Annotated in this window: 28 protein-coding genes, 1 tRNA gene, 1 rRNA gene and 1 pseudogene; 8 read left to right on the top strand and 23 right to left on the bottom strand. The window is 67.2% G+C overall.

Translation table 11 applies throughout. The annotated features are described in order from the left end of the window. Nucleotides 1-62 precede the first annotated feature (62 nt). The 3 genes from ABIB15_RS14585 to ABIB15_RS14575 form a co-directional block, all read right to left on the bottom strand. On the bottom strand, nucleotides 63-440 hold the full coding sequence (locus ABIB15_RS14585; RefSeq protein ID WP_354480188.1) for a phosphotransferase: 378 nt from the start codon (nucleotides 438-440) through the stop codon (nucleotides 63-65). Nucleotides 441-787: 347 nt separating this feature from the next. Then, entirely contained in the window at nucleotides 788-1,705 is a 918-nt protein-coding gene (locus ABIB15_RS14580) for a hypothetical protein (RefSeq protein ID WP_354480173.1), read from the bottom strand. A gap of 210 nt (nucleotides 1,706-1,915) precedes the next feature. Further along, nucleotides 1,916-2,488 carry a hypothetical protein gene (locus tag ABIB15_RS14575; protein WP_354480171.1) on the bottom strand — a complete coding sequence of 191 codons (573 nt, stop codon included), beginning with the start codon at nucleotides 2,486-2,488 and terminating at the stop codon, nucleotides 1,916-1,918. A gap of 253 nt (nucleotides 2,489-2,741) precedes the next feature. Here ABIB15_RS14575 and ABIB15_RS14570 point away from each other — a divergent pair, with 253 nt between their 5' ends. Continuing rightward, a complete protein-coding gene (locus ABIB15_RS14570; protein WP_354480169.1) occupies nucleotides 2,742-3,620 on the top strand; it encodes a hypothetical protein in 879 nt (292 codons plus the stop codon). A gap of 298 nt (nucleotides 3,621-3,918) precedes the next feature. Here ABIB15_RS14570 and ABIB15_RS14565 read toward each other — a convergent pair whose 3' ends face one another. The 3 genes and pseudogenes from ABIB15_RS14565 to ABIB15_RS14555 all read right to left on the bottom strand — a co-directional run bounded on the left by ABIB15_RS14565 (nucleotide 3,919) and on the right by ABIB15_RS14555 (nucleotide 5,928). Further along, nucleotides 3,919-4,350: a GNAT family N-acetyltransferase gene (locus ABIB15_RS14565; RefSeq protein WP_354480166.1), complete on the bottom strand. Its 432-nt coding sequence runs from the start codon at nucleotides 4,348-4,350 to the stop codon at nucleotides 3,919-3,921. A 189-nt stretch (nucleotides 4,351-4,539) separates the two neighbouring features. Continuing rightward, a pseudogene (locus tag ABIB15_RS14560) lies at nucleotides 4,540-4,758 on the bottom strand (helix-turn-helix domain-containing protein); the annotation flags it as partial. Between the two features lie 555 nt (nucleotides 4,759-5,313). Next, nucleotides 5,314-5,928, bottom strand: a complete 615-nt coding sequence (locus ABIB15_RS14555) for a hypothetical protein (protein ID WP_354480163.1) — start codon at nucleotides 5,926-5,928, stop codon at nucleotides 5,314-5,316. Between the two features lie 150 nt (nucleotides 5,929-6,078). On the opposite strand from ABIB15_RS14555, the gene ABIB15_RS14550 reads away from it, so the two are divergent. The 5 genes from ABIB15_RS14550 (at nucleotide 6,079) to ABIB15_RS14530 (ending at nucleotide 10,003) form a co-directional block, all read left to right on the top strand. Then, the gene (locus ABIB15_RS14550) at nucleotides 6,079-7,116 is read left to right on the top strand and encodes a DNA methyltransferase (protein ID WP_354480162.1); all 1,038 of its coding nucleotides are present in this window, start codon (nucleotides 6,079-6,081) and stop codon (nucleotides 7,114-7,116) included. A 51-nt stretch (nucleotides 7,117-7,167) separates the two neighbouring features. Next, a complete protein-coding gene (locus tag ABIB15_RS14545; protein ID WP_354480160.1) occupies nucleotides 7,168-7,500 on the top strand; it encodes a hypothetical protein in 333 nt (110 codons plus the stop codon). Continuing rightward, nucleotides 7,497-7,949 carry a hypothetical protein gene (locus tag ABIB15_RS14540; RefSeq protein WP_354480158.1) on the top strand — a complete coding sequence of 151 codons (453 nt, stop codon included), beginning with the start codon at nucleotides 7,497-7,499 and terminating at the stop codon, nucleotides 7,947-7,949. Before ABIB15_RS14545 ends, ABIB15_RS14540 begins: the two co-directional genes overlap by 4 nt. 376 nt (nucleotides 7,950-8,325) lie before the next feature. Beyond that, nucleotides 8,326-8,541, top strand: a complete 216-nt coding sequence (locus ABIB15_RS14535) for a helix-turn-helix transcriptional regulator (RefSeq protein WP_354480156.1) — start codon at nucleotides 8,326-8,328, stop codon at nucleotides 8,539-8,541. 34 nt (nucleotides 8,542-8,575) lie between these two features. Next, a complete protein-coding gene (locus ABIB15_RS14530; protein WP_354480154.1) occupies nucleotides 8,576-10,003 on the top strand; it encodes a tyrosine-type recombinase/integrase in 1,428 nt (475 codons plus the stop codon). A gap of 105 nt (nucleotides 10,004-10,108) precedes the next feature. Here ABIB15_RS14530 and ABIB15_RS14525 read toward each other — a convergent pair. The 9 genes from ABIB15_RS14525 to ABIB15_RS14485 form a co-directional block, all read right to left on the bottom strand. Then, nucleotides 10,109-10,185: transfer RNA gene (locus ABIB15_RS14525), tRNA-Pro, on the bottom strand. 86 nt (nucleotides 10,186-10,271) lie between these two features. Further along, entirely contained in the window at nucleotides 10,272-11,111 is an 840-nt protein-coding gene (locus tag ABIB15_RS14520; protein ID WP_354480152.1) for a hypothetical protein, read from the bottom strand. Nucleotides 11,112-11,315: 204 nt separating this feature from the next. Continuing rightward, nucleotides 11,316-12,839, bottom strand: coding sequence for a ribosome biogenesis GTPase Der (gene der, locus ABIB15_RS14515; RefSeq protein ID WP_354480150.1), 1,524 nt, complete (start codon nucleotides 12,837-12,839; stop codon nucleotides 11,316-11,318). A 39-nt stretch (nucleotides 12,840-12,878) separates the two neighbouring features. Continuing rightward, nucleotides 12,879-13,547: a (d)CMP kinase gene (gene cmk, locus ABIB15_RS14510; RefSeq protein ID WP_354480147.1), complete on the bottom strand. Its 669-nt coding sequence runs from the start codon at nucleotides 13,545-13,547 to the stop codon at nucleotides 12,879-12,881. Further along, nucleotides 13,544-14,641, bottom strand: coding sequence for a prephenate dehydrogenase (locus ABIB15_RS14505; RefSeq protein WP_354480185.1), 1,098 nt, complete (start codon nucleotides 14,639-14,641; stop codon nucleotides 13,544-13,546). Before ABIB15_RS14505 ends, cmk begins: the two co-directional genes overlap by 4 nt. Before the next feature lie 8 nt (nucleotides 14,642-14,649). Continuing rightward, nucleotides 14,650-15,489 (bottom strand): pseudouridine synthase, encoded by an 840-nt coding sequence (locus ABIB15_RS14500; RefSeq protein WP_354480182.1) that lies wholly within the window; start codon nucleotides 15,487-15,489, stop codon nucleotides 14,650-14,652. A 4-nt stretch (nucleotides 15,490-15,493) separates the two neighbouring features. Next, nucleotides 15,494-16,102 (bottom strand): SMC-Scp complex subunit ScpB, encoded by a 609-nt coding sequence (gene scpB / locus ABIB15_RS14495; protein ID WP_354480144.1) that lies wholly within the window; start codon nucleotides 16,100-16,102, stop codon nucleotides 15,494-15,496. Beyond that, nucleotides 16,092-16,928 (bottom strand): segregation and condensation protein A, encoded by an 837-nt coding sequence (locus ABIB15_RS14490; protein ID WP_354480180.1) that lies wholly within the window; start codon nucleotides 16,926-16,928, stop codon nucleotides 16,092-16,094. Before ABIB15_RS14490 ends, scpB begins: the two co-directional genes overlap by 11 nt. After that, a complete protein-coding gene (locus tag ABIB15_RS14485) occupies nucleotides 16,918-17,808 on the bottom strand; it encodes a ParA family protein (protein WP_354480141.1) in 891 nt (296 codons plus the stop codon). The genes ABIB15_RS14490 and ABIB15_RS14485 overlap by 11 nt, the downstream gene beginning before the upstream one ends. 224 nt (nucleotides 17,809-18,032) lie before the next feature. Between ABIB15_RS14485 and ABIB15_RS14480 the strand changes: the two genes are divergently transcribed. Next, nucleotides 18,033-18,383 (top strand): DUF4190 domain-containing protein, encoded by a 351-nt coding sequence (locus ABIB15_RS14480; RefSeq protein ID WP_354480138.1) that lies wholly within the window; start codon nucleotides 18,033-18,035, stop codon nucleotides 18,381-18,383. 312 nt (nucleotides 18,384-18,695) lie between these two features. On the opposite strand, the gene xerD is transcribed toward ABIB15_RS14480, so the two are convergent. From xerD to ABIB15_RS14445, 7 genes are all read right to left on the bottom strand, one after another. Further along, a complete protein-coding gene (xerD, locus tag ABIB15_RS14475; protein WP_502908989.1) occupies nucleotides 18,696-19,661 on the bottom strand; it encodes a site-specific tyrosine recombinase XerD in 966 nt (321 codons plus the stop codon). After that, nucleotides 19,625-20,269 (bottom strand): NUDIX domain-containing protein, encoded by a 645-nt coding sequence (locus tag ABIB15_RS14470; protein ID WP_354480135.1) that lies wholly within the window; start codon nucleotides 20,267-20,269, stop codon nucleotides 19,625-19,627. The genes xerD and ABIB15_RS14470 overlap by 37 nt, the downstream gene beginning before the upstream one ends. Further along, a complete protein-coding gene (gene pyrG, locus ABIB15_RS14465) occupies nucleotides 20,262-21,938 on the bottom strand; it encodes a CTP synthase (protein WP_502908990.1) in 1,677 nt (558 codons plus the stop codon). Before pyrG ends, ABIB15_RS14470 begins: the two co-directional genes overlap by 8 nt. A 63-nt stretch (nucleotides 21,939-22,001) precedes the next feature. Beyond that, a complete protein-coding gene (gene recN, locus ABIB15_RS14460) occupies nucleotides 22,002-23,699 on the bottom strand; it encodes a DNA repair protein RecN (protein ID WP_354480130.1) in 1,698 nt (565 codons plus the stop codon). Then, on the bottom strand, nucleotides 23,696-24,637 hold the full coding sequence (locus tag ABIB15_RS14455; RefSeq protein WP_354480127.1) for an NAD kinase: 942 nt from the start codon (nucleotides 24,635-24,637) through the stop codon (nucleotides 23,696-23,698). Before ABIB15_RS14455 ends, recN begins: the two co-directional genes overlap by 4 nt. Before the next feature lie 19 nt (nucleotides 24,638-24,656). Then, nucleotides 24,657-25,499 carry a TlyA family RNA methyltransferase gene (locus tag ABIB15_RS14450; RefSeq protein WP_354480175.1) on the bottom strand — a complete coding sequence of 281 codons (843 nt, stop codon included), beginning with the start codon at nucleotides 25,497-25,499 and terminating at the stop codon, nucleotides 24,657-24,659. Nucleotides 25,500-25,561: 62 nt separating this feature from the next. After that, a complete protein-coding gene (locus ABIB15_RS14445) occupies nucleotides 25,562-25,729 on the bottom strand; it encodes a hypothetical protein (RefSeq protein WP_354480124.1) in 168 nt (55 codons plus the stop codon). A 64-nt stretch (nucleotides 25,730-25,793) separates the two neighbouring features. Between ABIB15_RS14445 and ppk2 the strand changes: the two genes are divergently transcribed. Next, complete coding sequence (ppk2, locus tag ABIB15_RS14440; RefSeq protein ID WP_354480121.1) at nucleotides 25,794-26,630, top strand: polyphosphate kinase 2; 837 nt, start codon at nucleotides 25,794-25,796, stop codon at nucleotides 26,628-26,630. A gap of 49 nt (nucleotides 26,631-26,679) precedes the next feature. On the opposite strand, the gene rrf is transcribed toward ppk2, so the two are convergent. Then, nucleotides 26,680-26,773, bottom strand: a 5S ribosomal RNA gene (rrf, locus tag ABIB15_RS14435); the annotation flags it as partial.

Below are 26,773 nucleotides of genomic sequence, written 5' to 3'. Positions count from 1 at the left end.
CTGTGGATAGGCCAACCTCCGCAGGCTGGTAACCCACGTCTACTCGAACGGGGGCCCCAGCCTCAAGAGGTAAGCGCCGTACTCATATCGTCTAGCCAAGAGTAAAACCCGGGGGAGTGCGAGTGCGGCTGAGCGACGTGCACAGCCGCAAGAGTGGCTCCCCAGTCGGACTGATCTTCGGTCGACGTCGACAGCGGGCGGCCCGGCACGTCCTCAAGCAGCGCTATCTCTCCACCGAGGAAGGGGACGGTGAGGGCACCGTGAAGTGTGAGGGCCGCAGCGCCCGCTCGGATTCCGCGGTCCTTCATCACTTGTGCGGTGTGAACGCCCCGAATGAGGTCCGCGCGGCCCGCAGCGCGCACCCACTTGGCGATGAGCCGTGCGTGCGGAGTAGTGACTGCCGCCGTTTGCGAATTCATGCCCCCGCTAAGGAGCTCCACAGCATCGACCCGCAGACCCCATTCGCGAAAGATGAGGGCGGGCAGTTGTGATCCGAGATTGGCGCCGCGCACGTGACAACGCTATCGCCCGCGCAGTGGTGAGTCGACCGACTCGTCACGCAGATCGAACGAATCCAGAAGCTCAAAAAGCTCGACAGGCTCACCCCGGAAGTCGTCGACGCCGCCCGCCAAGCACTGCTCATCGGCCACTAAGCGGCGCCAGAATCGGGCCACTTATCTCTGCGGCTCACACCCCGACAATTGGCCACTCCTCAAGGATCGAATTTCGTGTCCGCTGATCGTCCCGTTTGCGGGCGGCGTTCGGCGCAGCACTCCGGGCTGCGCCGTTACTCGGGGCGATTGAGCACGTCGCCATCCCACGTCAGGTCGGCGTCGGTTCGGATCGGGAGGACCTCGAGACCGGGAGTCTGCACGAGCTCACGGATGAGCGTCGTCGTCCCGGCAACGAGCGTCGAGTCAAAGTCGATTTCTGTGGCGAGCACCCAGGAATGATCGTCAGGCCACAGGATGCTTGGCGATTGCGCCCACCTGACGTCGTCGACCCATGGCGCACGACCGGGCCAAGCAGCATCCGCGAAGGTGTTAGCGCCGGTCTCGAACAGAACGTAGTGCCGTCCAGTGCCTCCGTGTAGTTCGAAACGTGGCCCGGCTGCGGCTTCACGAGTGAGCACGCCTGAGCCTGGTTCCGGCGTGGGGCGGGCACGGCCAGGAAGAGCGTCGATGACGGAACGCGCCCCGGCGATCCCCTGCCGGGCTGCCGTGAAAAGTCGTTCCCGAAGCGTCGGATCAGCGATGTGCGCTGCATCCTCTTCGGTGTTGCGGGCGGACGCTTCGTCGCTCGATTCGGCCCCGAAGTGTGCAACCCCTGCCGAACTCACGAGACCGCCCCACCCCTCCCAGATCGCGGCGATACCCGCATCCGGAGTCGTGGTGTGACGGGAGAGTACCGTGGATGCCGTCGTCAACGAGGCTGCATCAAAACGACCCTCAAACGTGTCTCCGTAGCGCCAACAGTCTGCCCCGATCGCGCCGTCGGCATTGCCATAGTCTCGCCGCACCAGCCGCGCGTATTGTGCCTCGGCGTGCATGGTTGTGCGGAACGATGCCGCAGCTTGTGCCCACGTGCTGCGCTCCCTCTCAAGCGACGCCTCGATGTCATCGACAGCATCGAAGTACGTCGCGGCATCGACACCCTGCCAGGTCTTCGGATCGCGCGGGCGATCGCGATCGACAGGATGAAACACCCGCGCGTACGCCTCGAAACCGCGAGGAACAATTGACAGGATGCTGCCAAACGGCTCAGCTTCCAGAGGACGAAGCCACTCACCCCGCCCGATGTCGGGCACCCACTCGAATTCTTCCGGCATACACCCATTCTCCCTGGACAAAACTGCCGGGCTTCCTCGCTCGATGCCTTGAACTGAGTTGGTCAGCGTTTGGCTACCGGTACCGCCCTATTTCTCGGAGATGCTCGTATCTGCGGTGGGCTGTGGACGGTTCATGCGGTCAGCAAGCACGATGGCCAAGACTGCGATCAGCACGGTGCCACCAGTTCGGGTGAGACTCTCCAGGCTCATCAGGGCGTTGCTTAAGCCGATCGCGCCCTGTGTCGTCCCGAGTGCGCCGAGGACTTGTGTCAACAACCAGGATGCGGATACCGCGGCCAGCGCCCAGGCGGGTGCCCAATTCCACGGGGACGGCACGACGCCGAGGCGGCCTATTTGCATGACGGCGACGAGTGCCAAAAGGAACTGGACGAACACGTTGACATAGGCGAATGCCAGGACGGCGGTCGGCGCCGTGTCGGACGAAATTGACGAGGCCACGACGCCGGCCAGCGCCAGATCCAGCAGCAACCACACGGCGAGCACTGTCAGCGCTGCGGTTCCAAGGGGGCGGCGGGCGGTGATGCTGCCGGCCCGACGAATGCCGAAGGCGAAGATGAGCAGGGCAGCGGAAAACAGGACTGTGCTGAGGGTGCCTCCGCCAGGAACCACTGCGATCGCGGGTTGGGAGACCACGATCACGATCGATGCGAGGAACAACGTCCCGCCCAGGAACCACGCTCTCGGCACGTTGCTTGTGGTGCGGGCGAAAACTCCAATGTCAGCCATACTCAGCCACTGTACTCAGGGCCCTAACAAGTCGCGGTCAGGTTTCGTCTTACTGGCAGCAGTCTGGCGTAATGTCTCCTGGTGTACATTTTCCCGACCAATGGCCTTGGCGGGACTTCCGCCCGCTTTCGTTTCCATCGGCAAACTGGCACCATAGGGTGGCCTGATGGACGGGTTCGACTTTTACCACGAGGACTACGAGGCGATGTCGGCCGAGGAGGCGCGGACACAACGTGAGCGTCTGATCTCAGACCGCAATGAGCATCCCGAATATCTGGTCCACCAAGCGTGGACCGCTCTCTGGCGATCGTTCGACATCTACACCGACAACATGTCGGAGCTACGGGCCCTTCTCGCGGCGGCAGAGACTGACGAACAGTTGCAGATGGAGTTGTTCCAGAATGTTCGAGCCCCCACCGTGCGGACCGCCTACTTTCGCGGTCTCGACAAGGCTCTCCACAATGCATTAGCCGGAGCCATGTCACTCGTTGATCACACCCGCCGACACGTCCCAGAGAACTTTCCCGACACGAAGTTTTCTACGGGCTTCGAGTCGAAGAACTCGATCGTCTACGAGATGCCCGAGTCGACGTTCCTGCGTCGCTTCCGAAACTACCTCCTCCACGTAGGCCACGCGCCATTCAAGATGACCGGGACCCTCGCGGTTAAAAGCGGCGACACCGGGACCCTGACCGTGTGGCTCGTCAGCGAAGAGCTACTTTCGGTGGAGAACGTCTGGACCGCCCCGGCTCGCAAGTTCATCGAGAATCACGCCGAGGGCATCCACCTTCTCGCCGTCGTCGACGCCTATGGACAGTCGATGCTGGACCTCTACCATTGGGTATTCGATCAGCAGCCCGTGCTCCGACCAGATGGCCTCGACATCCTGAACGAGTTCACCCGGCGCATAAACCTCACGATGTCGATCGGAGCCCACGATGGACGCAATATGCACGAGTTCTGGGAGCATGCCGCCAGAAATGCGGAGGCGGCCAGGGAGGGTCGCCCGCAGACCGATTGGCAGGACGTCAAGCCACAGGGCTAATCCCTCTGGGCCACTGACTCCAGACGGACGCAGCTGGCCAATAGTGATCTCGAGTCGGCGGCCGGCGCACGAAACACTCCGAAGGCGACGCGAAGTCGTAGTTGGCGCTCACGTGCGGATCGGAATCCTGCCATTCGGACCGGCCGCTCAGGTGCGTGCAGCAAAGGATCCCCGCTCGAAATAGTGAGTCCTCCCGGTGAAGATTCCCAAGTGCCACTCCCCCAAGATTGCGGAACCTTGGCGAGTTGGCGCCGAATCTGCGTTCATAGAGGTCCCGCTTGTGACGACCTGATTCGGCCTATTTGTTTGTAATTTGCACGAACGCGCGCAGTGACGCTGGCTCGAAGTCACGTGCTTCGACGAAGCCGATCGATTCGTAGAACGCACGCTGCCCGGGTTCGTCATCAGTGATGAGCACCCTCTGTTGCACGTGGGCATACCGTTCCAAGACTCGATCCACTAAAGCTCTGCCGACACCAGCTCGCTGATGAGCCGGGTGCACGAGGAGATCCTGAATGTAGCAAATCGAAACATCGTCAGATATAGCCCGGACCACACCCACCAGGTTCGCTGCGGAATCCGCGGCTGACGCGACGTAAGACGATTGCTTGATCGCCCTCACAAGGGAGTCCGGGTCGCTCGCGTAAGCGGACCATCCCACACTCGCATAGAGGCCAACAAGGGCAGCGCGCCCTAAGTCCCGTGACTCCACAATTCTAAAGCTGGACATCTGCACATGCTGCCACACGCCACCAAGGTCAGAAGTGTCGCGTCGCTCAGGGTTCCCATGTGAAACGGTAGTCGGCAGGATCAGCTATCGGATTTCATGGACCGAGATCTGTAGCTTTGGCTGTCCCGTTGCACGGTTTCTCGGTCCGGCAACGGGAGCTGGCAAATGTGTTTTTCAGTTTGCGACAGATCATTGAACGGTTCGGTAGACAGTGGAGCGGGCGACGTTGAACAACTCGGCGAGTTCGGCAGTGGAATGCGTCCCTGCCCGGTGCACTTCCATCAGGTGACGTTGCTGGGCTGTCGACAGTTTCGGTTGCTTGCCGCGTAGGTGGCCTTTGGCTTTGGCCACTTGCATTCCCTCTCGTGTTCTGGCGCGGATGAGGTCGGATTCGAACTCTGCCACCACTCACGTAGCGAGCCACGGTCTCCCGCGAGAACGTTGAGCTGAACCGGTACGACAGATCGTCGACGATGCGGGAGATCACGGGAGGAACGGCACGGGATTGGGCGGGCGCGGGCACCTCGCTCGATTCTGACTCGCTTGGTCCAGACGAAGACAGTAGGCGACCGAATCGCACCCAGGCATCCGCGGTCAATTGATACTGCCCGCGAAGGTCCGGCGTCAGGAGGCCCACGGCAGCCGGATCGACAAGCGCCCCGGTGACCTCAATGTCGGGTAAGACTAGTGCGTCAGCCAGCCAATTTGGGGAGTGTGGCGGCTCGGGTGGCGCTGCCATCAGGCTGAGCAGCCGAAGCTTGACCGGATCGGTGAGCGCGGTGATCTGGTGAGAGCGAGCGCGAGCCGCTTGCGGGTCGAGAGGACGACCAATCGTGCGTGGAAACTTAGACACATGTCACCTCAGGAGATCAAGTACGGGCGGTGGTCGATTGGGGCCCAGGCATAAGCGCTGGGAGGACGCCAAGTGAGGTCTTCACGTGGCGTCCGCCCAGCGTGGAGCCATCATGCCACCCAGTACGCCTCGCGGATGATGGTGCTCATGATTTTCTTGGCGGGTACAGAGCTCGGGTCGTGGGCGCGGTGGTGCGCCTTGATGAGGTCGAGGAACAACGTGACCTCCATCTCCGCTTCATCGTCTGAACGGCCGCCGGCGTCGGTGAGGTAGGTGTACACGGCCGCCCGGTAGCTGCCGAGGTCGCAGTACGGCATCTCGATTCCCGTCTCCAGCAGTTCGGCCCTCAGCTTTCCGTCGAAGTCGAAGAACACCACCCGAAGGAACTGGGCTGCTTCCTCGCTCAGTTCGCGAGATGCGGCCTCCCACCCGGAGACAACCGACTGGAGCTGCGCGGTGGTCAGACCGGTCGCATCGAAGTCCGGGTCGCTGGCCTCGAGCAGCGCCCTCAGAGCAGTGTCGTCACCGTGAGGCTTGAATCCGCGGAGGACCTCAATCTCAGGAGCCGGCATGAGCGGGGCCAACGGGATGATGGTCCATTCGCCGTCGATTTCGCTCACCACCCTGTAGTAGGCCGTCGCCGCCGGGTCCATTCCATAGGTTGAGTGGGCGTTGAAGGGGCGGGCTCGGCGGGCGGTATCGCCGGCGTCGTATTCAGGTGGCATCGGTTTCGCTTTCTTCTAGCTTGATTAGGGCACTCGGTTTCCGGGTGCGTCGCAACTTTCATGCGCGGCACCACACGAAAGCGATGGCACTTTCGCGAAAAGCCTTCTGTGCCGCCGGCCTTCGATGGTGGCTCCGAGTAACCTGTGTCCATGGGGGCATGGCAGGACCGGGTCGAGGTTGTCCATGCAGATGCGCGTGATTTCGTGTCGACCCTTGCCGCCAGCTCGGTGGATTTAGCTCTCTGTGACGCCCCCTACGGGCTCGGGTTGACCAAGCACCGTCGTAACGCCCCGACCAATTGGGATGCGAGCGGGGTCGCGTTTGATCCGGCGTTCTGGACGATGGTGAAAGCATCGCTCAAGACGGGCAGTCTTCTGCTAGCTATGGGGCACCCGCGGACCGCGCATCGTCAGACCAGCGCGCTCGACGCCGCTGGCTTCGCAATCTTGGACTCCCTCGTTTTCGCCAAATCCCACGGTTTTGCCGCGCATGCTCGAAGTCTCGATGGAGCGTTGAGGAAAATCGGCGCGACTGCGGAGCTCGCCGATTCGTACGCAGGCTGGGGCACTCACCTGGCACCTCGCCATGAACTCATCACCGTCTGCCAGAACCTCGGACCGGGCGAGAGCCTGGCCGAGGCTATCGCGAACGGAGGGGCGGGTGGGATGCATCTGGATGCTGTGCGCGTCACCGGCCCGCCGGAAGACCGAGCGCGTGTACCGGGTCGTGTTTCTGACTCGGCGTCATGGTCGGTCCAGCGACCGGCGACGACGAATGTTCCGCATGCCGCCGGCCGCTACCCTGGCAATCTGATCCTCGAGCACGCTCAATTTTGCGACAAACAAGAATGCGAGGAGTCGTGCGTGGTTCGTCGGATGAATGAGGACGACGGCCGGCACAAGTACCGGATTGGCCGGGCCGATGACCAACCGAGCAGATTCTTCACCGCCCTGAAGTACACGCCTCGGGCAGCGACTGCGCCGCATCCAACCGCAAAGTCGAATCAGCTTGCTGACTGGCTGTGCGCACTGACGGTGCGGCCCGGGTCGGTCGTGCTTGATCTCTTCAGCGGGTCAGGAGCTCTCGGGTTCGCTGCGGCTCGCGCCGGAGCAGCGAGGGTGATCTGCGTGGAGCGCGAGGCCGAGTATGTGGACTTGATCAGAGGACGGCTTCTCCTTCGGGATTAACGTCTAGGTCGTGCTCCGCATTTTTCTCGTAGTGCCGCGCATGACCATCGCATGGAACCCACATCTACTCACAACCCGACAACGGTCGCTGCGCTTCTCGGCCTCGACCAGATGGCGTTCGTCCTCGGCACGCACAAAGTGATCGCCAGGCACGCAGCCCTCGGCAACCCTTTGACCACAGATGGGACGGTCACCCGGCTCGCTGTCCTGGGCGATGTCCTTGACGCGTTGCTCGCGTCCGGCCGGACCCGCGCACAAATTAAGGTCTGGCTAGTCACACCCAACGCGCATCTCGCTGGCTTCACGCCAGAGGTCCTGATCCGCGACCACGGCGACGCCGTCCCGGTCGGCGACCGGCTCCGGCTCGCTGCCCGTGACGCATGACTCACTTCTGGGTTTCTGGGGAGCTGACCGGCGGCGAACTCTGGATGGCGATGCCTAGGGAAGGGCTGGCCGGCATCGTCCGCAGCATCATCCGGAGAAACTCCGCGGTCGACGTTGAGGGTGCCGACCCGACAACCCTCAGGTTGGCGGCGGCGATTGCCATCGGCGAAGAGCTGCAAGCCCGCCTTATCGACGCGGCGATCAAGTGCGGCAAATGGTCCTACGCGACGGCGAGCTCCAGCGAAATAGCGACCCTCAAGCACGCCCGCGGCGAGACACTCGCAGCCAGCATCACCTGGCCTGCGGAAGGGTTGCCGCTCGTATTCGTGCCGACCGTCGAGGGCGAGACGGCACCGTCGGGGCGCGTCTTCGACATGCGCTGGGAGACGGATCGAGACTTGTTGAAGAGCTTGCTCGCAAGCAGTTTCATCCAAGGAGGACTCATTTAGCTTGCAACAGGGCGGCTGCTGCGCATGAGGGCTTCAGAGCAGGCGATTCCGGGGATGACCTCCCGCCGCATTAATCAAGCCCGAATCGACATCGGGCACGTCTTCAGGTGCTCGGGGCGGTGCTGGACGTTATGTTGGCTGCCGGCTGCACGAGAGCGCAGATTAGGGTCTGGCTGACGACAGTGAACGGGGGCTGCGCCGGCTTCGCGCGGGAAGTTTCCATCCGTGACCACAGCGATGTTGTGCCTGTTGCGGATCGCCTGCGGCTCGTTGCTCGTGACGACTGGGGCGTGTAGTTGGACGAAACGGGACGTGTGCCGCGCATGTGTGTGGGGAGCCGGAAGTTTCCGGAAACCCTGAGTACGGAAAGCACCCCATGGCAAAGCCCTCCACCTACGGCCCCACACCTGATTCGGCCGCTCCGCGCGTCTATCTCAGCCCCGCGCAGGTCGCCGAGCTGTTGGGTGTTCCGGTGAAGACGATTTACACCTGGACGAGTGAGAGGACCGGGCCGACGTTCTACAAGCTCGGGCGCCACGTGCGGTTCATCGAAGCGGACGTGCATTCTTGGGTCGACGGTCGCGCCGCCTGACGGCGGTACGTGCGAAGATCGCGAGGGAGGCATCATGGGAAAGCCAGCTACACCGCTCGGCGCATGGGGGAAGATCGCAATTACCCCCATAGCCCCGAAGGTCACCGAGGGCGATGATCCGTTCTCGCGCGTGCAGGCGCCTGCCTTGGTGATCGATTGGATGCGGGAGCACCCGGAAGCGATGGCCCGTCTGGCGGTCAGTCTCACGAAACGCCAGCCAGCCGTCTCGCCGACTTTCGAGGCATTCACGCGCTATCGAGACCCTGGTACCGGCCGCAGCATCTCCATCCGCGCGCGCGGCACAACCGAAGATAAGGCCAAGGCGGCGCTCCTGAAAAAGGTTGCGGACCGAGGCGAAGGGTACGCCACCTCCGCCGGCGCGCTCACCCCGAATTCGAAAGTTGGCCTCCTCATCGACGCGTACCTCGAGCACCTCACGCAAGACCCCGGCAACCGACGGCCTCAGACGATCAAGAGGAAGCGCGACGTGGTGCGCCGCACAGTCCGTCCGCAGATCTCTGACCTACGTATACGCGAGCTCACAGCTGTCCCGATCGACCGAGTCATCAAGAGCGTCGTAGATAGCGGCCGGCTCAGCGAGGCAAAAGAAACGACGATCATCCTCCGCGAGATCCTGCGGCTGTCAAACCGTTTGGGCCTGACAGTCCTCGATCCGAAAATCATCGTCCCGAACGCCCCGCGGCCAGCGAAGGCGGGCAGCGCCGAGAAGCCCGTCCGGTACCTCACAGCCGAGCAGGTCGACCGGCTAAGGAAGGCGCTCCATCACTGGCACGTCGAGCGTCTTGGTAAATCCGGCCCGCGTCCCGACGGCCAGCCCGTGCAGCTTCTCGAGGTGATGACCGGCGCCGCCCTTAGGCCCGGCGAAGCAGCCGCGCTCGTCATGCGGAACCTGTGCATTGACAGCGCGAACGCTGAGCGGCCGTTCCTCATCGTCGACGGGACCATTGTCCTCCGCGACGGGTCCGTGCACCGTCAGCCGGAAACGAAGACTGGCCGTGCTCGCACTGTGGCGCTGCCCGCTGCCGCTGTGAAAGCGATCCGTGACCGGCTCGCGGCTATCGCCGAGCTCGAGCGCGAAGGCAAGCGGCCAGCCCGCACCCCGGAAACGCTCCTGTTCGGCACCCGCAACGGCACGCCGTGGCAGGACTCGAACCTCCGGCGTTCGTTCGGCTACGCGACGAACCTGCTCGACGACCTCGGCGTCGCCGTGACCGAGTTCAGCAAGCTGGAGTTCACGCCGCACATGGCCCGGCGCTCCGCGGCCACCGCCGTCTACCACCACGAGACCGGCGGCCGCGCGGCAACCCGCGCAATGCTCGGGCATCAGGACGACACCCAGCTCCCGGCCTACGTCCACGACCTCGGCCTGGAAGCCCCCGACTTCACCGCGATCGCAGCCCTCGACGAGCTGCTCCCGATCCTCGATTTGGATGCCTTGTGAGCGCCGCGGGGATGGCGTTTGAAATCGGATCTTGTCTTAGTGGTGTCCACCCAATCGTGTCGCGGAACTCAAAAGTCCCGGAAACCCTTGAGTTTCCGGGACATTTGGTCGGGCTGACAGGATTTGAACCTGCGACCCCCTGACCCCCAGTCAGGTGCGCTACCAAGCTGCGCTACAGCCCGTTACCAGTACGAGTAAACCGTACCGAAGAGCAAGCTTACCGGGTCGCGCAGGGCTCCACGTTCACCTTGCCACCCCGTGCCAACGGTTAGGTCTGCGGCTGCCTCGACTTGGTGCGCCGGAAGTCGAGCTCGAAGGTGTTCAGGTCGGCGGAGAAGGTCCAGGCAAGCCGCTGGTGCAGCTCCAGCATCCGCTCGGCGGGCGGCACACGACGCTCGTCGGCGATCGCTACAAGGAGCGAGTGGGTCACCCGGGAGAGCTCGTGGGCGGTGTCGTCGAGCACCTTCGCGACGGCGCCAGCGCCCGCGGCCCGTTCCTCGGCTGCCTCCGCGGAAAGGCGCTTGATGGCGAAGCGGTAACTCTCGGCGAGGTCGCGCACAGCCTCGGGCGCGATGACACTCGACTCCGCGAGGCGGATCTCGCAGGCCAGGAGTTCGTCGCGGAATCTGCGGCTCGGTTCGGCGAGCACCAGCGCAACACGGTCGGTGATGGTGCGCGACCCCTCCAGCCGCAGCGCGACATCGGCCTCGAGCGGACGGGGCGGGTCATCGAGCAGCAGCACGACCCGCAGCGCGGGGTACTCCTGAAGGGCTGCACCCCAGACGCTCGCGCGCACGTCCGCCACCTCCTCGGTGTAGGGCGGCACGAGCACCGTCATCGACCCCTCGGTGGTGGCGAAGTGGCTCTCGAGCCGGGCTGGGGCACGCCGGCGGCCGTGACGGCGGAGCGCCGACTGCCGCGCGAGCAGGTACATGACCAGGGCGAAGGCGAAGAACGTCATCACGATGAGATACGAGATCGAATCGGATGTCGCAGCACCGGTCGCCACCAGCGGAACGACGAAGGAGGGGATCAGGTAGGCGAGCCAGGCGACAAGAGTCGCGGCGATCGCAACACGGATCCAGAGGGTGGACGACGTGGGACTCATAGTGGGCGTCCTCGGGTAAGGCTGGACGATGCGAGCGGGTGGGTTCGCATCGGTGTTATCCACCACTCGGAAACTTCGGGTGTCCGGTGGGGAACGGCCGAAATTTCGGGTTTCGGCCTTAGTCAACGTTAGGTCACGGGGGGTTTCGGCAAACTCCCCCAAGCGGGGGCCACACGCTCAGCGTGCGACCCCCGCCGGCGACCGCTAGGTGCGCTTGCGCTTCTCGCGCACACGCATGTTGACGTTGATCGGGCTTCCCTCGAAGCCGAAGATCTCGCGCAGGCGCCTCGTGATGAACCGGCGGTAGCCGGGGTCGAGGAAGCCCGTGGTGAACAGCACGAAGGTCGGCGGTCGGATCGCTGCCTGGGTGCCGAACAGGATGCGCGGCTGCTTGCCGCTGCGGACGGGGTGCGGGTGCTCGGCGGCGAGCTCGGCGACGAGCGCGTTGAACTTTCCGGTCGGGATGCGGGTGTCCCACGACTGCAGGGCGAGCTCGAGGGCAGGAACGAGCTTCTCGAGGTGCCGTCCGGTGCGCGCGGAGATGTTGACGCGCGGGGCCCACGCGACGTGCGCGAGGTCCTGCTCGATCTCCCGCTCGAGGTAGCGGCGGCGGTCGTCGTCGAGCAGGTCCCACTTGTTGAAGGCGAGCACGAGGGCACGGCCGGATTCGAGCACGAGGTCGATGATGCGCACATCCTGCTCGCTGATCACTTCGCTCACGTCGAGGACGACGATCGCCACCTCGGCCTTCTCGAGCGCAGCGCTCGTGCGCAGGGACGCGTAGAAGTCGGCGCCCTGGGCGAGGTTCATGCGACGGCGGATGCCGGCGGTGTCAATGAAGCGCCACACCTTGCCGGCGATCTCGACCTGCTCGTCGACCGGATCGCGCGTGGTGCCGGCCATCTCGTTGACGACGACCCGCTCCTCGCCGACCGCCTTGTTGAGCAGGCTCGACTTGCCGACGTTGGGGCGGCCGAGGATCGCGACGCGACGGGGCCCGCCGACCTCCTGCTTGGCAACAGCGGAGATCTCCGGCAGCACGGTGAGCACGTGGTCGAGCAGGTCGGCCACTCCCCTGCCGTGCAATGCGGAGACGGGCCATGGCTCGCCGAGGCCGAGGCTCCAGAGAACGGCGGCCTCCGGCTCCTGGCGGGCGTCGTCGACCTTGTTGGCGACGAGGATGACGGGTTTGTTCGAGGCGCGCAGCATCCGCACGACATGCTCGTCGGTGGAGGTTGCGCCGACCATCGCGTCGACGACGAACAGCACGGCGTCGGCGAGGTCGACGGCCACCTCGGCCTGCGCGGCGACGGAGGCGTTGATGCCACGGGCGTCGGGCTCCCAGCCGCCGGTGTCGACGAGGGTGAAGCTGCGGTCGACCCACTCGGCGCGGTAGGTCACGCGGTCGCGGGTGACGCCGGGGGTGTCCTGAACGACGGCCTCGCGGCGGCCGAGGATGCGGTTGATGAGCGCCGACTTGCCGACATTCGGGCGGCCGACGACGGCGAGCACCGGCAGCGCGGGGAGGTAGGTGATCGCGTCGGGGTCGGCGCCGACGCTCTCGAGCATGTCGAGGTCTTCGGCCTCGAGGTCGTAGTCGTCGAGGCCGGCGCGCAAGGTGTTGGCGCGCTGCAGGGCCTCGGCCTCGTCGATCGCCGCGATGCGCTTGGCGAGCTGTTCGTCCATCTCGGGATAGTTGTCCCGGTCGGCGTTGTCGTGGTCGGCCATTAGTTAGTCCTCTTAGGTTCGGTGCGCCCGCGTGGCGGGCTACTCAGCCCACACGCTCGTGACGAGATCGACGACCGCGGTGACGGTCTGGTCGAAGTCGAGGTGGGTTGAATCGACGGTGGTCACACCGTCGGCGGCGTTCATGAAGTCAACGACCCGAGAGTCCTGGGCGTCCCGCGAACTGAGTTGCTGGGCGGTGACCTCGGCGGATTGTCCGGTAACTTCTCGCGAACGCCTCGCCATTCTAGCTTCTTCACTGGCTGTCAGCAGAATTCGCACGTCGGCGTCGGGTGCGACGACCGTGGTGATGTCGCGCCCCTCGGTCACGATCCCGGGCCGGGAGCTCTCCCGGATGACACTGCGGAACAGCTCCACGAGGTACTCGCGCACCTCGGGGATGCGGGCGACCTGGCTGACCACGGCGCTCACCCGTGGCTCGCGGATCGCCTCGGTGACGTCGGCGCCGCCCACCTGCACGACCGTGTGGTCGGGGTCGGTGCTGATCCGGTAGTCGAAGCCGGGCAGCGACGCGATGACCGCCGCCGCGTCGCTGGGGTCGATGCCGCGGTCGAGGGCGCTCCAGGCGAGGGCGCGGTAGGCGGCGCCGGTGTCCTGGTAGCCGAAGCCGAGGCGGCGGGCCGTGGCCCGGCTCACGCTCGACTTGCCGCTGCCGGCTGGCCCGTCGAGCGCGACGACGATGCCGCTCACAGCGAGGCCCCCGCAATGCGCCAGCCGCGCGATTCGAGTTCGTCGGTGAGCTGCTGCTCGACCTCGGGCAGCACCGAGATCTCGGCGAGGCCGATCTGGGCGCCGGGCGAGTGTTCCAGCCTGAGGTCTTCCATGTTCACTCCTGAGGCTCCGATCTCGGTGAGCAGCCGGGCTAGCTCGCCCGGGCGGTCGTCGACCATGACAACGATCTGGCTGTACCGGCGGTCCTGCCCGTGCTTGCCGGGAATCGCGGCGACCCCCGCGTTGCCGGCGGCGATGGCCTCGGCGAGGGCGCGGCGGGCGCCGGGCGCGGTCGGATGCTCGAGGGCGGCGAGCACCGCGTCGAGGTCGTCGCGGTAGGCGCGCAGGATCGGGGTGATCGCGGGGGCGTTGGCTCCGAGGATCTGCACCCACAGCTCGGGTTCGCTCGCGGCGATCCTCGTGGTGTCGCGCAGCCCCTGGCCGGCGAGGCCGACCGAGGAGTGCGCGGCGCCGAGCAGCCGTTTCGCGAGCAGCGTCGCGATGAGCTGGGGCACGTGCGAGACGAGCGCGACGGCGCGGTCGTGCTCTTCGGGGCTCAGCTCGACGGGCACGGCGCCGAGGTCGAGGATGAGGTCGTCGATCGCCGATCCCTCGCGGTAGGAGATATCGTCGTGTCCGGTGACGACCCAGGGGCGGCCGAGGAATAGATCGGCGCGTCCGGCGACGGCTCCCCCGCGTTCGCGGCCGGCGAGCGGATGCGAGCCGATGTAGCGGGCGAGGTCGGCCCCGGCGGCGCGCAGCTCCTCGAGCGGCTGCACCTTGACGCTCGCGACGTCGGTGACGATGGCGTCGGGGAACGCGGCGAGCTCGGCGGCGACGACCCGGCCGGTCACATCCGGCGGCACGCACACGACGATGAGCTGCGGGGAGTCGCCGGGCTCGGCCGGGCGGCCGGCGCCGTAGTCGACCGCGAGGCTCAGGTTCGCCGGGGAGGCGTCGTCGAGGATCACGTCGATGCCCTTGGCACGCAGGCCGAGGCCGATGCTGGTGCCGAGGAGGCCCGAGCCGACCACGCGCACGGGACCGACGAGCCGCGAGTCGGTCAGCAGCATGGACTCGGTCACGAGTCGGTGCTCGCGTCGCCGGCCGCGGCGCCGGCCGCATCCGCCCCGGTCGTCGCCGTCGCGGTGCGCGAGATGGTGAGCAGCTGTCCGACCTCGGCCTTGGTCAGGTCGCGGATCTCGCCGATCTGCAGGGTGCCGAGGTGCAGCGGGCCGAACTGGCGGCGGACGAGGTCGACGACGGGATGGCCGACCTCCTCCAGCATCCGCCGCACGATGCGGTTGCGGCCCGAGTGCAGGGTGATCTCGACGATCGTCTCCCGCCCGCCGGACGCCTGGTCGAGGATGCGTGCCTTGTCGGCGGCGATGGGGCCGTCTTCGAGGTCGATGCCGGCGGTGAGCTTGGAGATCGTCGCCGGTGTCACCCGGCCCTCGACCCAGGCGATGTAGGTCTTGAGCACGCCGAAGGAGGGGTGGGCGAGCACGTGCGCGAGCTCCCCGTCGTTGGTGAGGATGAGCAGGCCGGAGGTCTGCGCGTCGAGCCGGCCCACGTTGAACAGGCGCTCCTCATAGCGGGAGACGAACTGCGACAGGTCGGGGCGACCGCGGTCGTCCTGCAGCGAGGAGACGATGCCGGTGGGCTTGTTGAGCATGAGGTAGCGGCGGGAGGTGTCGAGCTGGATCGCGACGCCGTCGACCGAGACGAGGTCGCTCTCCTGCACGCGGCGCCCGAGCTCGGTGACGACCTCGCCGTTGACCTCGACGCGGCCGGCGGAGATGAGGTCCTCCGAGACGCGGCGGGAGGCGACGCCCGCGGCGGCCATGAGCTTCTGCAGCCGGATGCCGTCGTCTGCCGCATCCGCGCTCTTGCTGTGGTCAGGGGTGTTGCTCTCGGGCATGTTTCTATCGGGCATCGTCGAATCCGTTCGAGCCGTCCGCGAGGAGCGGGGAGATGTGCGGCAGCTCGTCGAGCGAGTTGATGCCGAGTTGGGTGAGGAGCAGGTCGGTGGTGGCGTAGTGGATCGCGCCGGTCTCGGGGTCGGCGAACGCCTCGGTGACGAGGCCGCGGCCGAGCAGGGTGCGCACGACCGAGTCGACGTTCACGGCCCGGATCGAGGCGATCGCGCCGCGGCTGATCGGCTGCTTGTAGGCGATCACCGCGAGGGTCTCGAGGGCCGCCTGGGTGAGCCGGGTCGGGCTCTGGGCGAGGGAGAAGTCGCGCACGACGGAGTCGAACTCGCCGCGCACGTAGAAGCGCCAGCCTCCGCCGACCTCGCGCAGCTCGAATCCGCGCCGCACGGTGCCGGCGACACCGTCGTAGTCGGCGACGAGGCGGTCGATCGCAGCGCGCACCTCGGCGACGGGCCGCTCGAGCGCGGTCGCGAGGCGCACGATGGACTGCGGCTCGTCGGCGATCATCAGGATCGCCTCGAGGCCGCGCTCCACGTCGACCGGCACGCGGGCCGGGGTGGCGGCGTCGGCCGTGTCCTCGGCGGTCGCGTCAGTTGCCATAGTCGGCCCCGAGATTCGCGAGGCTGTCGTCGGAGAACGACTCGGCCGTCCACCGGATCGTGAGCTCGCCGAGCGGCTCGAGCTGGTCGAATCCGATGAGCGCTCCGCGGTAGAGCTCGAGCACGGCGAGGAACCGGGCCACGATCACGCCCTTGCGGTCGGCGCCGGCGATGAGCTGGCGGAAGGTCATCGGCTCGCCGCCGCGTAGCATGGCGACGACGAATGCGGCCTGCTCCCGGATGCTGACGAGCGGCGCGTGCAGGTGGTCGAGCCCCACAGAGGGCAGCTCGCGCGGCGCGAAGGCGAGCATTGCGATCGCCGCGAAGTCCTCCGGGGTGAGGGTCCAGACGAGTTCGGGGGTCTGCCTGCGGTACTTCTCCTCCAGCGGCACCGAGCGGAACTGCCGCGACGCCTCGGCATCCAGCCCGGTCGCGAACCAGGACGAGGCCTCCTTGAACGCCCGGTATTGCAACAGCCGGGCGAAGAGCAGGTCGCGCGCCTCGAGCAGCGCCACGTCCTCGGCATCCACCAGCTCGCCCTGCGGCAGCAGCCCGACGACCTTCAGGTCGAGCAGGGTCGCGGCGACGACGAGGAACTCGGTGGCCTGGTCGAGCTCCTCGGCGGAGTCGAGGGTGCGCAGGTAGGAGATGAACTCGTCGGTGACCTGGCTGAGCGAGATGTCGGTGATGTCGAGCTCGTGCTTGGTGATGAGCGAGAGCAGCAGGTCGAACGGCCCGTTGAAGTTGCGCAGGCTCACCGAGAATCCGCCGGCGTCCGCTGGCGCTCCCGTGGGGTCGACCGAAGGCTTCGCCGGGCTAAGCGACAGCGCCACGCGAGATCAGCTCTCTGGCGAACTGCAGGTAGGCCATCGAGGCGGGGTGTTCCGGAGCGAACTGCAGGATGGGACTCGCCGCGACGCTCGCATCCGGGAACTTCACCGTGCGGCCGATCACGGTGTCGAACACCTGGTCTTCGAAGCGCTCCACCGCGCGCTCGAGCACCTCGCGGGAGTGCAGGGTGCGCGAGTCGAACATCGTGGGCAGGATGCCGTCGAGCGTCAGCGCCGGGTTCAGGCGGTCTTTGACCTTGTCGATCGTCTCGACGAGCAGCGCCACACCGCGCAGGGCGAAGAACTCGCACTCGAGCGGGATGAGCACGCCGTGAGCCGCGGTGAGGGCGTTGACCGTGAGGATGCCGAGCGAGGGCTGGCAGTCGACGAGGATCACGTCGTACTCGTCGATGACCTGGCGCAGCACGCGGGCGAGGATCTGCTCGCGGGCGACCTCGTTGACGAGGTGCACCTCGGCGGCGGACAGGTCGATGTTCGCGGGGATCACGTCGAGGCCGGCGACGGAGGTGTGCTGGATGGCGTCGTGAGCGTCTTTGACGGTGCCGAGCAGCAGGTCGTAGATGTTGGTCACGTCGTGGGCCGAGACGCCGAGGCCGGCCGAGAGGGCACCCTGTGGGTCGAAGTCCACCGCGAGCACCTTGCGGCCGTAGTGGGCGAGGGATGCGCCGAGGTTGATGGCCGTTGTGGTCTTGCCGACGCCGCCCTTCTGGTTGCACAGCGCGATGATGCGCGCCGGGCCGTGCCCGGTCAGGCGCTCCGGCACGGGGAACACGCGCAGCGGGCGTCCGGTCGGACCGACAACGGGCTTCTCGAGGCCGTCCAACACGGCGGTGTCGACTCGTTTCTTAGCTGTCATCCCGACATTCCTCACTACTCGACCTGCAGGTCGGCGGCGCCCGACCGTGTCGAGTCTAACCGCGGCGCGCCGACGACCCGGGGAGATACGCGCTGTTTCGAAATATGCCAATCACGCCGATGTAGAGGCGAAACACGAGTGGCTCCGCCGCTCGCCGCCCCGGCGCCAGTAACGTCGGAGTGTCGGGTCGTCCGGCACGCCGGCATCATCCAGAGGAGAACCAGATGAGCATCCCCCCACCAGGCCCACCGCCGTACCTCGCACCGCCCGCGTCGAGCGGCGATTACCCAGGCAAGACGATGGGGCTCGTCGCCCTCATCCTGGCGATCTTCCTGAACATCGTCGGAGCAATCGTCGGAATCGTCGCGCTCCGCACCTCGAAGAAGGCCGGTGCCAAGAACCCGCTCGCAGTCGCGGCCATCATCGTCGGCTTCGCACTGTTCGTGATCCTCTCCATCATCGGAATTGTGGGCGGCATCGCCTTCTTCACGCTGACGACCGAGGTGCTCCAGCAGTGCGACGGCCTGAGCGGCCAGGAGATCATCATCGAGGGCACCCCGCTCGTCTGCCCGTAGGCCCCTTGTGAACCATGTCACCTTCGGCACGGGCTCGACCGGGTGGGCGCTCGCGCGCTTTCATTATTCAGGAGTGGGGCGGCGGTGGTCTGGTCATCATTCAGGAGTTGGGCGAAGATCGAGCCTCATTATTCAGGAGTGGGCACGGGCGCAGTGCTCCGAGGCGGGGCTGGAGTGGCCAGAGTGACGGATGCTGCCCCGAATGCCGCTGTTCGGCCGTCAGCCTCCTGAATTATGAAAGCCGGGTCCCGGCCACCCTCCTGAATAATGAAAGTCAGCCGGGCCCGATACTCCTGAATAATGAAAGCCCAGTCAGCGGGCTCGGGGGTGCGCCGTCGTGTACATGTCTCGCAGCGTGTCGGCGGTCACATGCGTGTAGATCTGCGTCGTCGCGACCGAGGAGTGTCCGAGCAGCTCCTGCACCACCCGCACATCCGCCCCGCCCGCCAACAGGTGTGTGGCGAAGGAGTGGCGGAACGTGTGGGGCGAAATCTCGCTGCCCAGCTTCGCCTGCTCCGCCCTCGCCCTGATGATGAGCCACGCGTTCTGCCGCGACACCCGCCCGCCGCGGATCCCGAGGAAAAGTGCCGGGGTCGCCGCACCGCGCGCCGAGAACAGAGGCCGGGCGCGCACGAGGTACGCGTCCAGCGCGGCGCGCGCATAGCTGCCGAGCGGCACGATCCGCTGCGTGTTGCCCTTGCCGAGCAGCCGCACGATGTCGCCGTCGATGACGTCGTCGACGTTGAGGTCCACGGCCTCCGAGACGCGCGCGCCCGTCGCGTAGAGCGTCTCGAGCAGGGCCCGGTCGCGCAGCGCGAGCGGGTCGTCGCCGGATGCCGCCTCGAGCACGGCCGCCATCTGCTCGATCGTGATCGCCTTGGGCAGCCGGGACGCGAGCTTCGGCGGCTTGGCATCGACCGAGACGTCCTCGGCGACGACCGACTCCTCGAGCAGGAACCGGTGGAATCCGCGCACCGACGACAGCATCCGCGCCACGGACGACGCCGCGAGCGCACCGTCCGGCCGGGATCTCAGGTCCATCGCGAACGCCGCGACCTCGGCGGCGCCGATCGCCTCCGGGGTATGGATGCCGCGGCGGCCGAGCAACTCGAGGTAGGCGGCGAGGTCGCGGCGGTACGCGGCGACCGTGTTCTTCGACAGCCCGCGCTCGATCGAGACGTGGCGCAGGTAGTGGTCGACGGCACGATCGAGCGGCGTGCGCACCACCGGCGCCGGGGAGGTCACGGCGTCGCCGGTTGTCCGAGCTTCGGGTGCCACGGCCACGCCGAGCGCGGGTCGCCGAGGGTGTCCCAGCCGCGGGCGCGGGAGGCGGCGGCGGCGAGCACCGCGTACCCGAGGATCGAGTTGGTCACGGAGCGGGCCAGCACGGCCTCGACCACCTCGTCGAGGTCGACCCAGCGGGTCTCCATCTCGGCCTCCTCGTCGAACCTGGCGAACGGATGCGGGGTGCCCGAGAGGCCGCGCGCGAGGAAGATGCGGATGGACTCGTTGCTGCCACCCGGGGAGCTGAAGAACTCGGCAAGCAGGTCCCACCGGGTGGCCTGGAGGTCGGCCTCCTCGGCGAGTTCGCGGATCGCGCCGTCCACCGGCGCCTCACCGGCCTCGTCGAGCAGGCCGGCCGGCAGCTCCCAGTCTCGCGCGGCGATCGGGTGCCGATACTGCTTGATCAGCAGCACCCGCCCGTCGTCGTCCAGCGCGAGGATCGCGACAGCGCCGGGGTGGTCGACGTACTCGCGGGTGATCGACGTGCCGGAGTAGTCGAAGCTCTCCCGGCGCAGGTCCCAGACCGCCCCGGTGAACACCGTCTCGCTCGCGGTGATCGTCTGCGGTGCCGGGTCGTCGCGCAGGCCCTCGGGGTCAGGCAACTTCGGCTTCCGCCACCTCGAACAGCCTGCTCGACTTCTGCCGGTCCAGCGCTGCCGCGATCAGGCCGCTGAACAGCGGATGCGCGCGGTCGGGCCGTGACCGCAGCTCGGGGTGCGCCTGCGTTCCGACGTAGAAGGGGTGCACCTCGCGCGGGAGCTCGGTGAACTCGACGAGCTGGCCGTCGGGCGAGGTTCCGGAGAATCGCAGGCCGGCGGCCGCGATCTGCTCGCGATACACGTTGTTGACCTCGTAGCGGTGGCGATGACGCTCGGAGACCTCGGTCGCCCCGTACAGTTCCGCGACGATCGACCCCTCGGCGAGGGTGGCGGGGTACAGTCCGAGGCGCATGGTGCCGCCGAGGTCGCCGTCGGCGATGATCTCGACCTGCTCCGCCATCGTCGCGACGACCGGGTAGGTGGTGTCCGGGTCGAACTCCGACGACGAGGCCCCCGCCAGTCCGGCCTCGTTGCGGGCGTACTCGATGACCATGCACTGTAGCCCCAGGCACAGCCCGAGCGTGGGCAGTTGGTTGTCGCGGGCGAACTTCAGGGCGCCGAGCTTGCCCTCGATACCGCGGATACCGAACCCGCCGGGAACGCAGATCGCGTCCAGGTCGCCGAGTTGGCGCAGCGCGCCCTCCGCGGTCTCGCACTCGTCGGAGGCCACCCAGCGCAGGTTGACCTTGGTGTTGTGTGCGAAGCCGCCGGCGCGCAGCGCCTCGGTCACCGAGAGGTACGCGTCGGGCAGGTCGATGTACTTGCCGACGAGTCCGACCGTGACCTCGTGCTTGGGGTCGCGCACCGCGCTGAGCAGCTCGCTCCAGCCGGACCAGTCGACGTCGCCGGTCTGAAGCCCGAAGTGGTCGATGATGTACGCGTCGAGGCCCTGGTCGTGCAGCATCCGCGGGATCTCGTAGATGCTCGCCACGTCGATGGCGTTGACGACGGCCCGCTCGTCGACGTCGCACATGAGCGCGATCTTGCGCTTGTTCGACTCGGAGACGGGGCGGTCGGAGCGCAGCACGAGGGCATCGGGCTGGATTCCGATCGAGCGCAGCGCGGCGACCGAGTGCTGCGTCGGCTTGGTCTTCTGCTCACCGGAGGCGCCGAGGTAGGGCACGAGCGAGACGTGCACGAAGAACACGTTGGTGCGGCCGAGCTCGTGGCGCACCTGCCGGGCCGCCTCGATGAACGGCTGCGACTCGATGTCGCCGACGGTTCCGCCGATCTCGGTGATGATGACGTCGGGCCGGGGGTCGGACGCCGCCTGCAAGCGCATCCGGCGCTTGATCTCGTCGGTGATGTGCGGGATGACCTGCACGGTGTCGCCGAGGTACTCGCCGCGGCGCTCGCGCGCGATCACGGTCGAGTAGATCTGCCCGGTCGTCACGTTGGCGGCCTGGTTGAGATCGATGTCGAGAAACCGCTCGTAGTGGCCGATGTCCAGGTCGGTCTCGGCGCCGTCGTCGGTCACGAAGACCTCACCGTGCTGGAAGGGATTCATCGTGCCGGGATCCACGTTGAGATAGGGATCCAGCTTCTGCATGACCACGCGCACGCCGCGCGCCGTGAGAAGGTTGCCGAGGCTTGCCGCCGTCAGTCCCTTGCCCAGGGAGGATACGACACCGCCCGTTACAAAGATGTGCTTGGTCGTACCCGCGTTTTGAATGTTCACCACGGGGTTCAAACCTATCAGCAGCCGGGAGCGAAATCGGCGAAACCGCGAGGTAAATCAGCTCGCGATGCTCTTGGCCGTCTCGAGCAGCTCCCTCGCGTGGGCGAGCCCGCTTCCGCTGTCCTGCAGCCCGGACAGCAGCCGGGCCATCTCGGCGGTGCGTTCCTCACCGTCGAGGCGTTCGACGCTGGATGCCGTGACCGACCCGGCCTCGTCCTTCGCGACGCGCAGGTGGTTGGTCGCGAACGCGGCGACCTGGGCGAGGTGGGTGACGACGATCACCTGGGAGGTCCGGGCGAGGCTCGCGAGCCGGCGGCCGATCTCGATCGCCGCGGCGCCGCCGACGCCGGCATCCACCTCGTCGAACACGAAGGTCGCGACGGGGTCGGTGCTCGCGATGACGACCTCGATCGCGAGCATCACCCGGGACAGTTCGCCGCCGGATGCTCCGCGGCCGAGCGGCCGGGGCTCGGCGCCGGAATGCGGCTGCAGCAGGAAGGCGACCTGGTCCTTGCCTGTCGGGGTGTATTCGGCCCGATCGGTGACCTCGATGCTGAGCCGCGCGTTGGCCATGGCGAGCGCCGAGAGCTCGGCGGTGACCTGCTCGGACAGCCCGGTGGCGGCCGCCACACGCACCTCGCTGAGCCGGGCGGCACGGGCCACGACCTCGACACCGTCGAGCTCGACCTGGTCGCGGAGCCCTCCGATGCGGTCCGCGTCGGTGTCGAGCTCGAGGAGGCGCCGGCCGCCGGTGTCGAGGTAGCCGATCACGTCGTCGAGGTCGGGGCCGTACTTGCGCAGGAGTGTGCCCAGCTGCGCACGCCGCTCCTGCACCGCGTCGAGCTCGCGCCCGCTGTCGGTGTCGAGGTCTCCCAGGTAGGCGGCGAGCTGTCCAGAAATGTCGACGACGAGGTAGGAGGCCTCCTTGAGGGCGGCCACGATCGGGGTCAGTGCGGGGTCGTGCCCGGAGACCCGGTCCAGCTGCCGGCGGGCGGATTCGAGCAGACCGATGACGTCGGCGGGTTCGCCGATCTCCTCGGAGGAGACCTGCTCGTGAGCGTGGGCGGCCGCGAGGCGCAAGTCTTCGACATTGGCGAGGCGTTCGGCCCGTTCGGCGAGCTCAGCGTCTTCCCCGGCCTGCGGGGCCACCTCGTCGATCTCCGCGATCGCGATGCGAAGGCCGTCGGCCTCCCTGGCTCGGCGGTCGCGCTCGGCCTCGAGGGCGTCGAGCTCGGCCTGTGCCGCCTGCCAGCGCGTGAAGGTTCGGGTGTAGTCGGCCAACACCTGGGCGAGGTCGTCGCCGGCGAAGCGGTCGAGGGCCTCGCGCTGCGCGGTCGCGGAGCGCAGCCGCAACTGGTCGGACTGGCCGTGCACCACCACGAGCTGCTGCCCGATCTCGGTCAGCACGCTCACCGGGGCGGATCGTCCGCCGACGACGGCACGGCTGCGCCCTTCCGGCGACACGGAACGGCCGAGGATCAGCTCGCCGTCCTCGACCTCTCCCCCGGCGTCCCGCACACGCTCGGCGACGGGGCCGGTCGGGGAGACACTCCAACGTCCCTCGACGACCGCCTGGCCGGCTCCCGACCTGATGGACTGGGCATCCGACCTGGCGCCGAGGAGCAGCCCGAGGGCGGTGACCACCATCGTCTTGCCGGCTCCGGTCTCGCCGGTGAGCACGGTGAGCCCGGCGCCGAGCGGCAGCACGGCGTCACCGATGACGCCGAGGTTGCGGATCGAGATCTCCTCGATCACGGTGTGACGCCCGCCTGGCCGCCCTCGTCGGGCGCGTCGTGCGGTCCGCGCCATCCGCTCGTTGGCAGGGCGAACTTGCGCACCAGGCGGTCGGTGAACGGGCCCGGATGCAGGCGGGCGAGGCGAACCGGCTGGGGCGAGCGTCGCACGACGACCCGGGCGCCGCGGGCGAGGTCGTGGGTGCGGCGGCTGTCGCACCAGAGCACGCCGATCCCCTGGGTCCTCGAGAGCACCTCGACGGCGAAGACCGAGTTCGGTCCGACGACGAGCGGGCGGGCGAAGAGGGCGTGGGGGCTCAGGGGCACGAGCAGCATCGCGTCAAGGCTGGGCCACACGATCGGCCCACCGGCGGAGAACGCGTAGGCGGTCGACCCGGTCGGGGTCGACATGACGACGCCGTCGCAGCCGAACGACGACAGCGGCCGACCGTCGACCTCGATGACGACCTCGAGCATCCGCTCCCGGCTGGCCTTCTCGACCGTCGCCTCGTTGAGCGCCCAGGTCTCGTAGACGACCTCCTCGTCGACCTTGACCCGCACGGAGAGGGTCATCCGCTCCTCGACCAGGTAGTCCCGGGCGAGGGCGCGCTGCACCGTGGAGGTGAGGTCGTCGCGCTCGGATTCGGCGAGGAAGCCCACGTGCCCGAGGTTGACGCCGAGCAGGGCGACCGCCGACCCGCGGACGAGTTCGGCGGCGCGAAGGATGGTGCCGTCGCCGCCGAGCACGATGACGAGTTCGAGGTCGCCGAGCTGCACGTCCTCGCCGAGCACCCGGATGCCGACGAGGTCGGGGGCATGGCCGACGATGTCACCGTGCTCCTCGCGCGGGGTGACCGGTATCACGCCGGCGTCGACGAGCTGGCGGCCGACGATGACCGCGGCCTTGAGCGATTCGGGGCGGCCGGTATGGGCGACGACCAGGATGTGGCGCTGTGGCACGTCTCAGGTCCTCACGTTGTCAGTTGGCTTCCGTCAGAGCGGTAACCGCGTCTGACCATTCTGCCGGACTGCGACCGGCCGCCACATCCAACCAGACCAGATACTCCCGGTTGCCGCTCGCCCCGGCGATCGGGGACGACACGACCCCGGCGGTCGGAAGCCCCAGATCCCACGCGGCCCAGAGCACCCCGTTCACGGCGTCGGTGCGCAGCGGCGCCTGGCGCACGATCCCCTCGCGGATGCCGGTGCGGCCGACCTCGAACTGGGGTTTCACGAGCAGCACGTAGCTCACGCCGAGGCCGGCGGTGCCGACGATGGCCGGCAGCACGGTCGGCAGCGAAATGAACGAGAGGTCCGCGACGACGATCTCCGGCGCGACCGGGCCGCCGGCAGCGGCCGCGAGGTTCTCACCTGTCATGAACCGGGCGTTGAACCCCTCGATCACGGTCACCCGTTCGTCGCCGGCAATGGCGGGGGCGAGCTGGTCGTGTCCGACATCGAGCGCGATCACGCGGGTGGCGCCCCGCTCGAGCAGCACCTGGCTGAATCCGCCGGTGGACGCGCCGATGTCGAGCGCCACACGCCCCTCGATACGGACCGGGAACGCGTCGAGCGCGGCGTTCAGCTTGTGGGCGGCACGGCTGACGTAGTGGTCGGCACCGGCGACCTCGATGACCTGACCCTCGCGCACCCTCACGGACGCCTTGACGACCGGGCGCCCGTCGACTGTGACGAGCCCCTCGGTGATGAGCTGGGAGGCGTGGGTGCGGGAGCGGGCGAGACCGCGCCCGGCGAGGGCGGCATCGAGACGCAGATCGGTCTGGCCCGCGCCGGGGCCGGATTCGCCAGCGCCGTCCGGCATCCTGCCCTGGGCGGCCCATCCGGATTCAGCCACCGGACTCGCCCTGCCGCGAGACCCGCCGCTTAACCATGCGAGCGCGAGTCGCCGCCCTCGAGCCGCGACTGCAGGGCATCGTGCACCTGGCCGAAGGCGGCGGCGCGGGTCTCGAGCGGCTGGTCCTCGATCACGCGCACGCGGGAGAGCAGGGCATCCGTCTCGTCCGAGTCGTCTGTTGCGGTGTTGTCGGTCACGCTGACAACTCTAGACTCCTGCGCCGCGCGCTACGCTGAGCCAACATCGACGAGGGGTCATCTAATGACAATCGAGAAGCCCGAAAAAGTGAAGCGGGTCAACAAGACCGCCTATCGCAGCGAACTCCGCCGCCTTCAATCGGAGCTTGTCGTCATGCAGCAGTGGGTGCTGGAGACCGGCGCCCGCGTGGTCGTGATCTTCGAGGGCCGGGATGCCGCCGGCAAGGGGTCCGCGATCAAGCGGGTCACCGAATACCTCAACCCCCGCATCGCCCGCACCGTCGCGCTTCCGATGCCGACGGAGCGTGAGAGAGGCCAGTGGTACTTCCAGCGCTTCATCGAGCACCTGCCCGCGAAGGGCGAGATCGTGCTGATGGACCGGTCCTGGTACAACCGCGCGGGCGTCGAACACGTAATGGGCTACTGCACTGCCGACCAGCACCGCCGCTTCCTGCACCAGGCGCCCCTGTTCGAGCGGATGCTGGTCGAAGACGGCATCATCCTGCTCAAGTACTGGTTCTCGGTCTCCGACCTCGAGCAGGAGCGGCGGTTCCGCTCGCGGCAGAACGACCCGATGCGCCGCTGGAAGCTGTCGGAGACCGACGTGCTCTCGATCACCAAGTGGGCGGACTACTCCAAGGCCAAGGACGAACTCTTTGTGCACACCGACATCCCGGAGGCCCCCTGGTGGGTCGTCGAGAGCGAGGACAAGCGCGCCTCCCGGCTCAACATGATCAACCACCTGCTCTCTGCGGTGCCCTACGAACACAGGGAGCCTCCCGTGGTCAAGTTCCCGCCGCGGCCGCCGGCATCCGACTACGATCGTCCCCCTCGCGAGGAGAACCACCAGGTTCCGGACCATTCGGCCACGCTCAGCAAGAAGAAGAAAGGTAGCCGTTAACGCAAGAAAGCCACCCCGAAGGGTGGCTTTCTCGATGTTGCTAAGTTGAGTCCGGCGGTGTCCTACTCTCCCACAAGGTCCCCCTTGCAGTACCATCGGCGCTGAGAGTCTTAGCTTCCGGGTTCGGAATGTGACCGGGCGTT

This window comes from Marisediminicola sp. UYEF4, from assembly GCF_040546025.1.
GTDB lineage: Bacteria > Actinomycetota > Actinomycetes > Actinomycetales > Microbacteriaceae > Marisediminicola.
The sequence above is the reverse complement of the archived record's forward strand: the minus strand, read 5'-3'. Positions and strand labels throughout refer to the sequence as shown.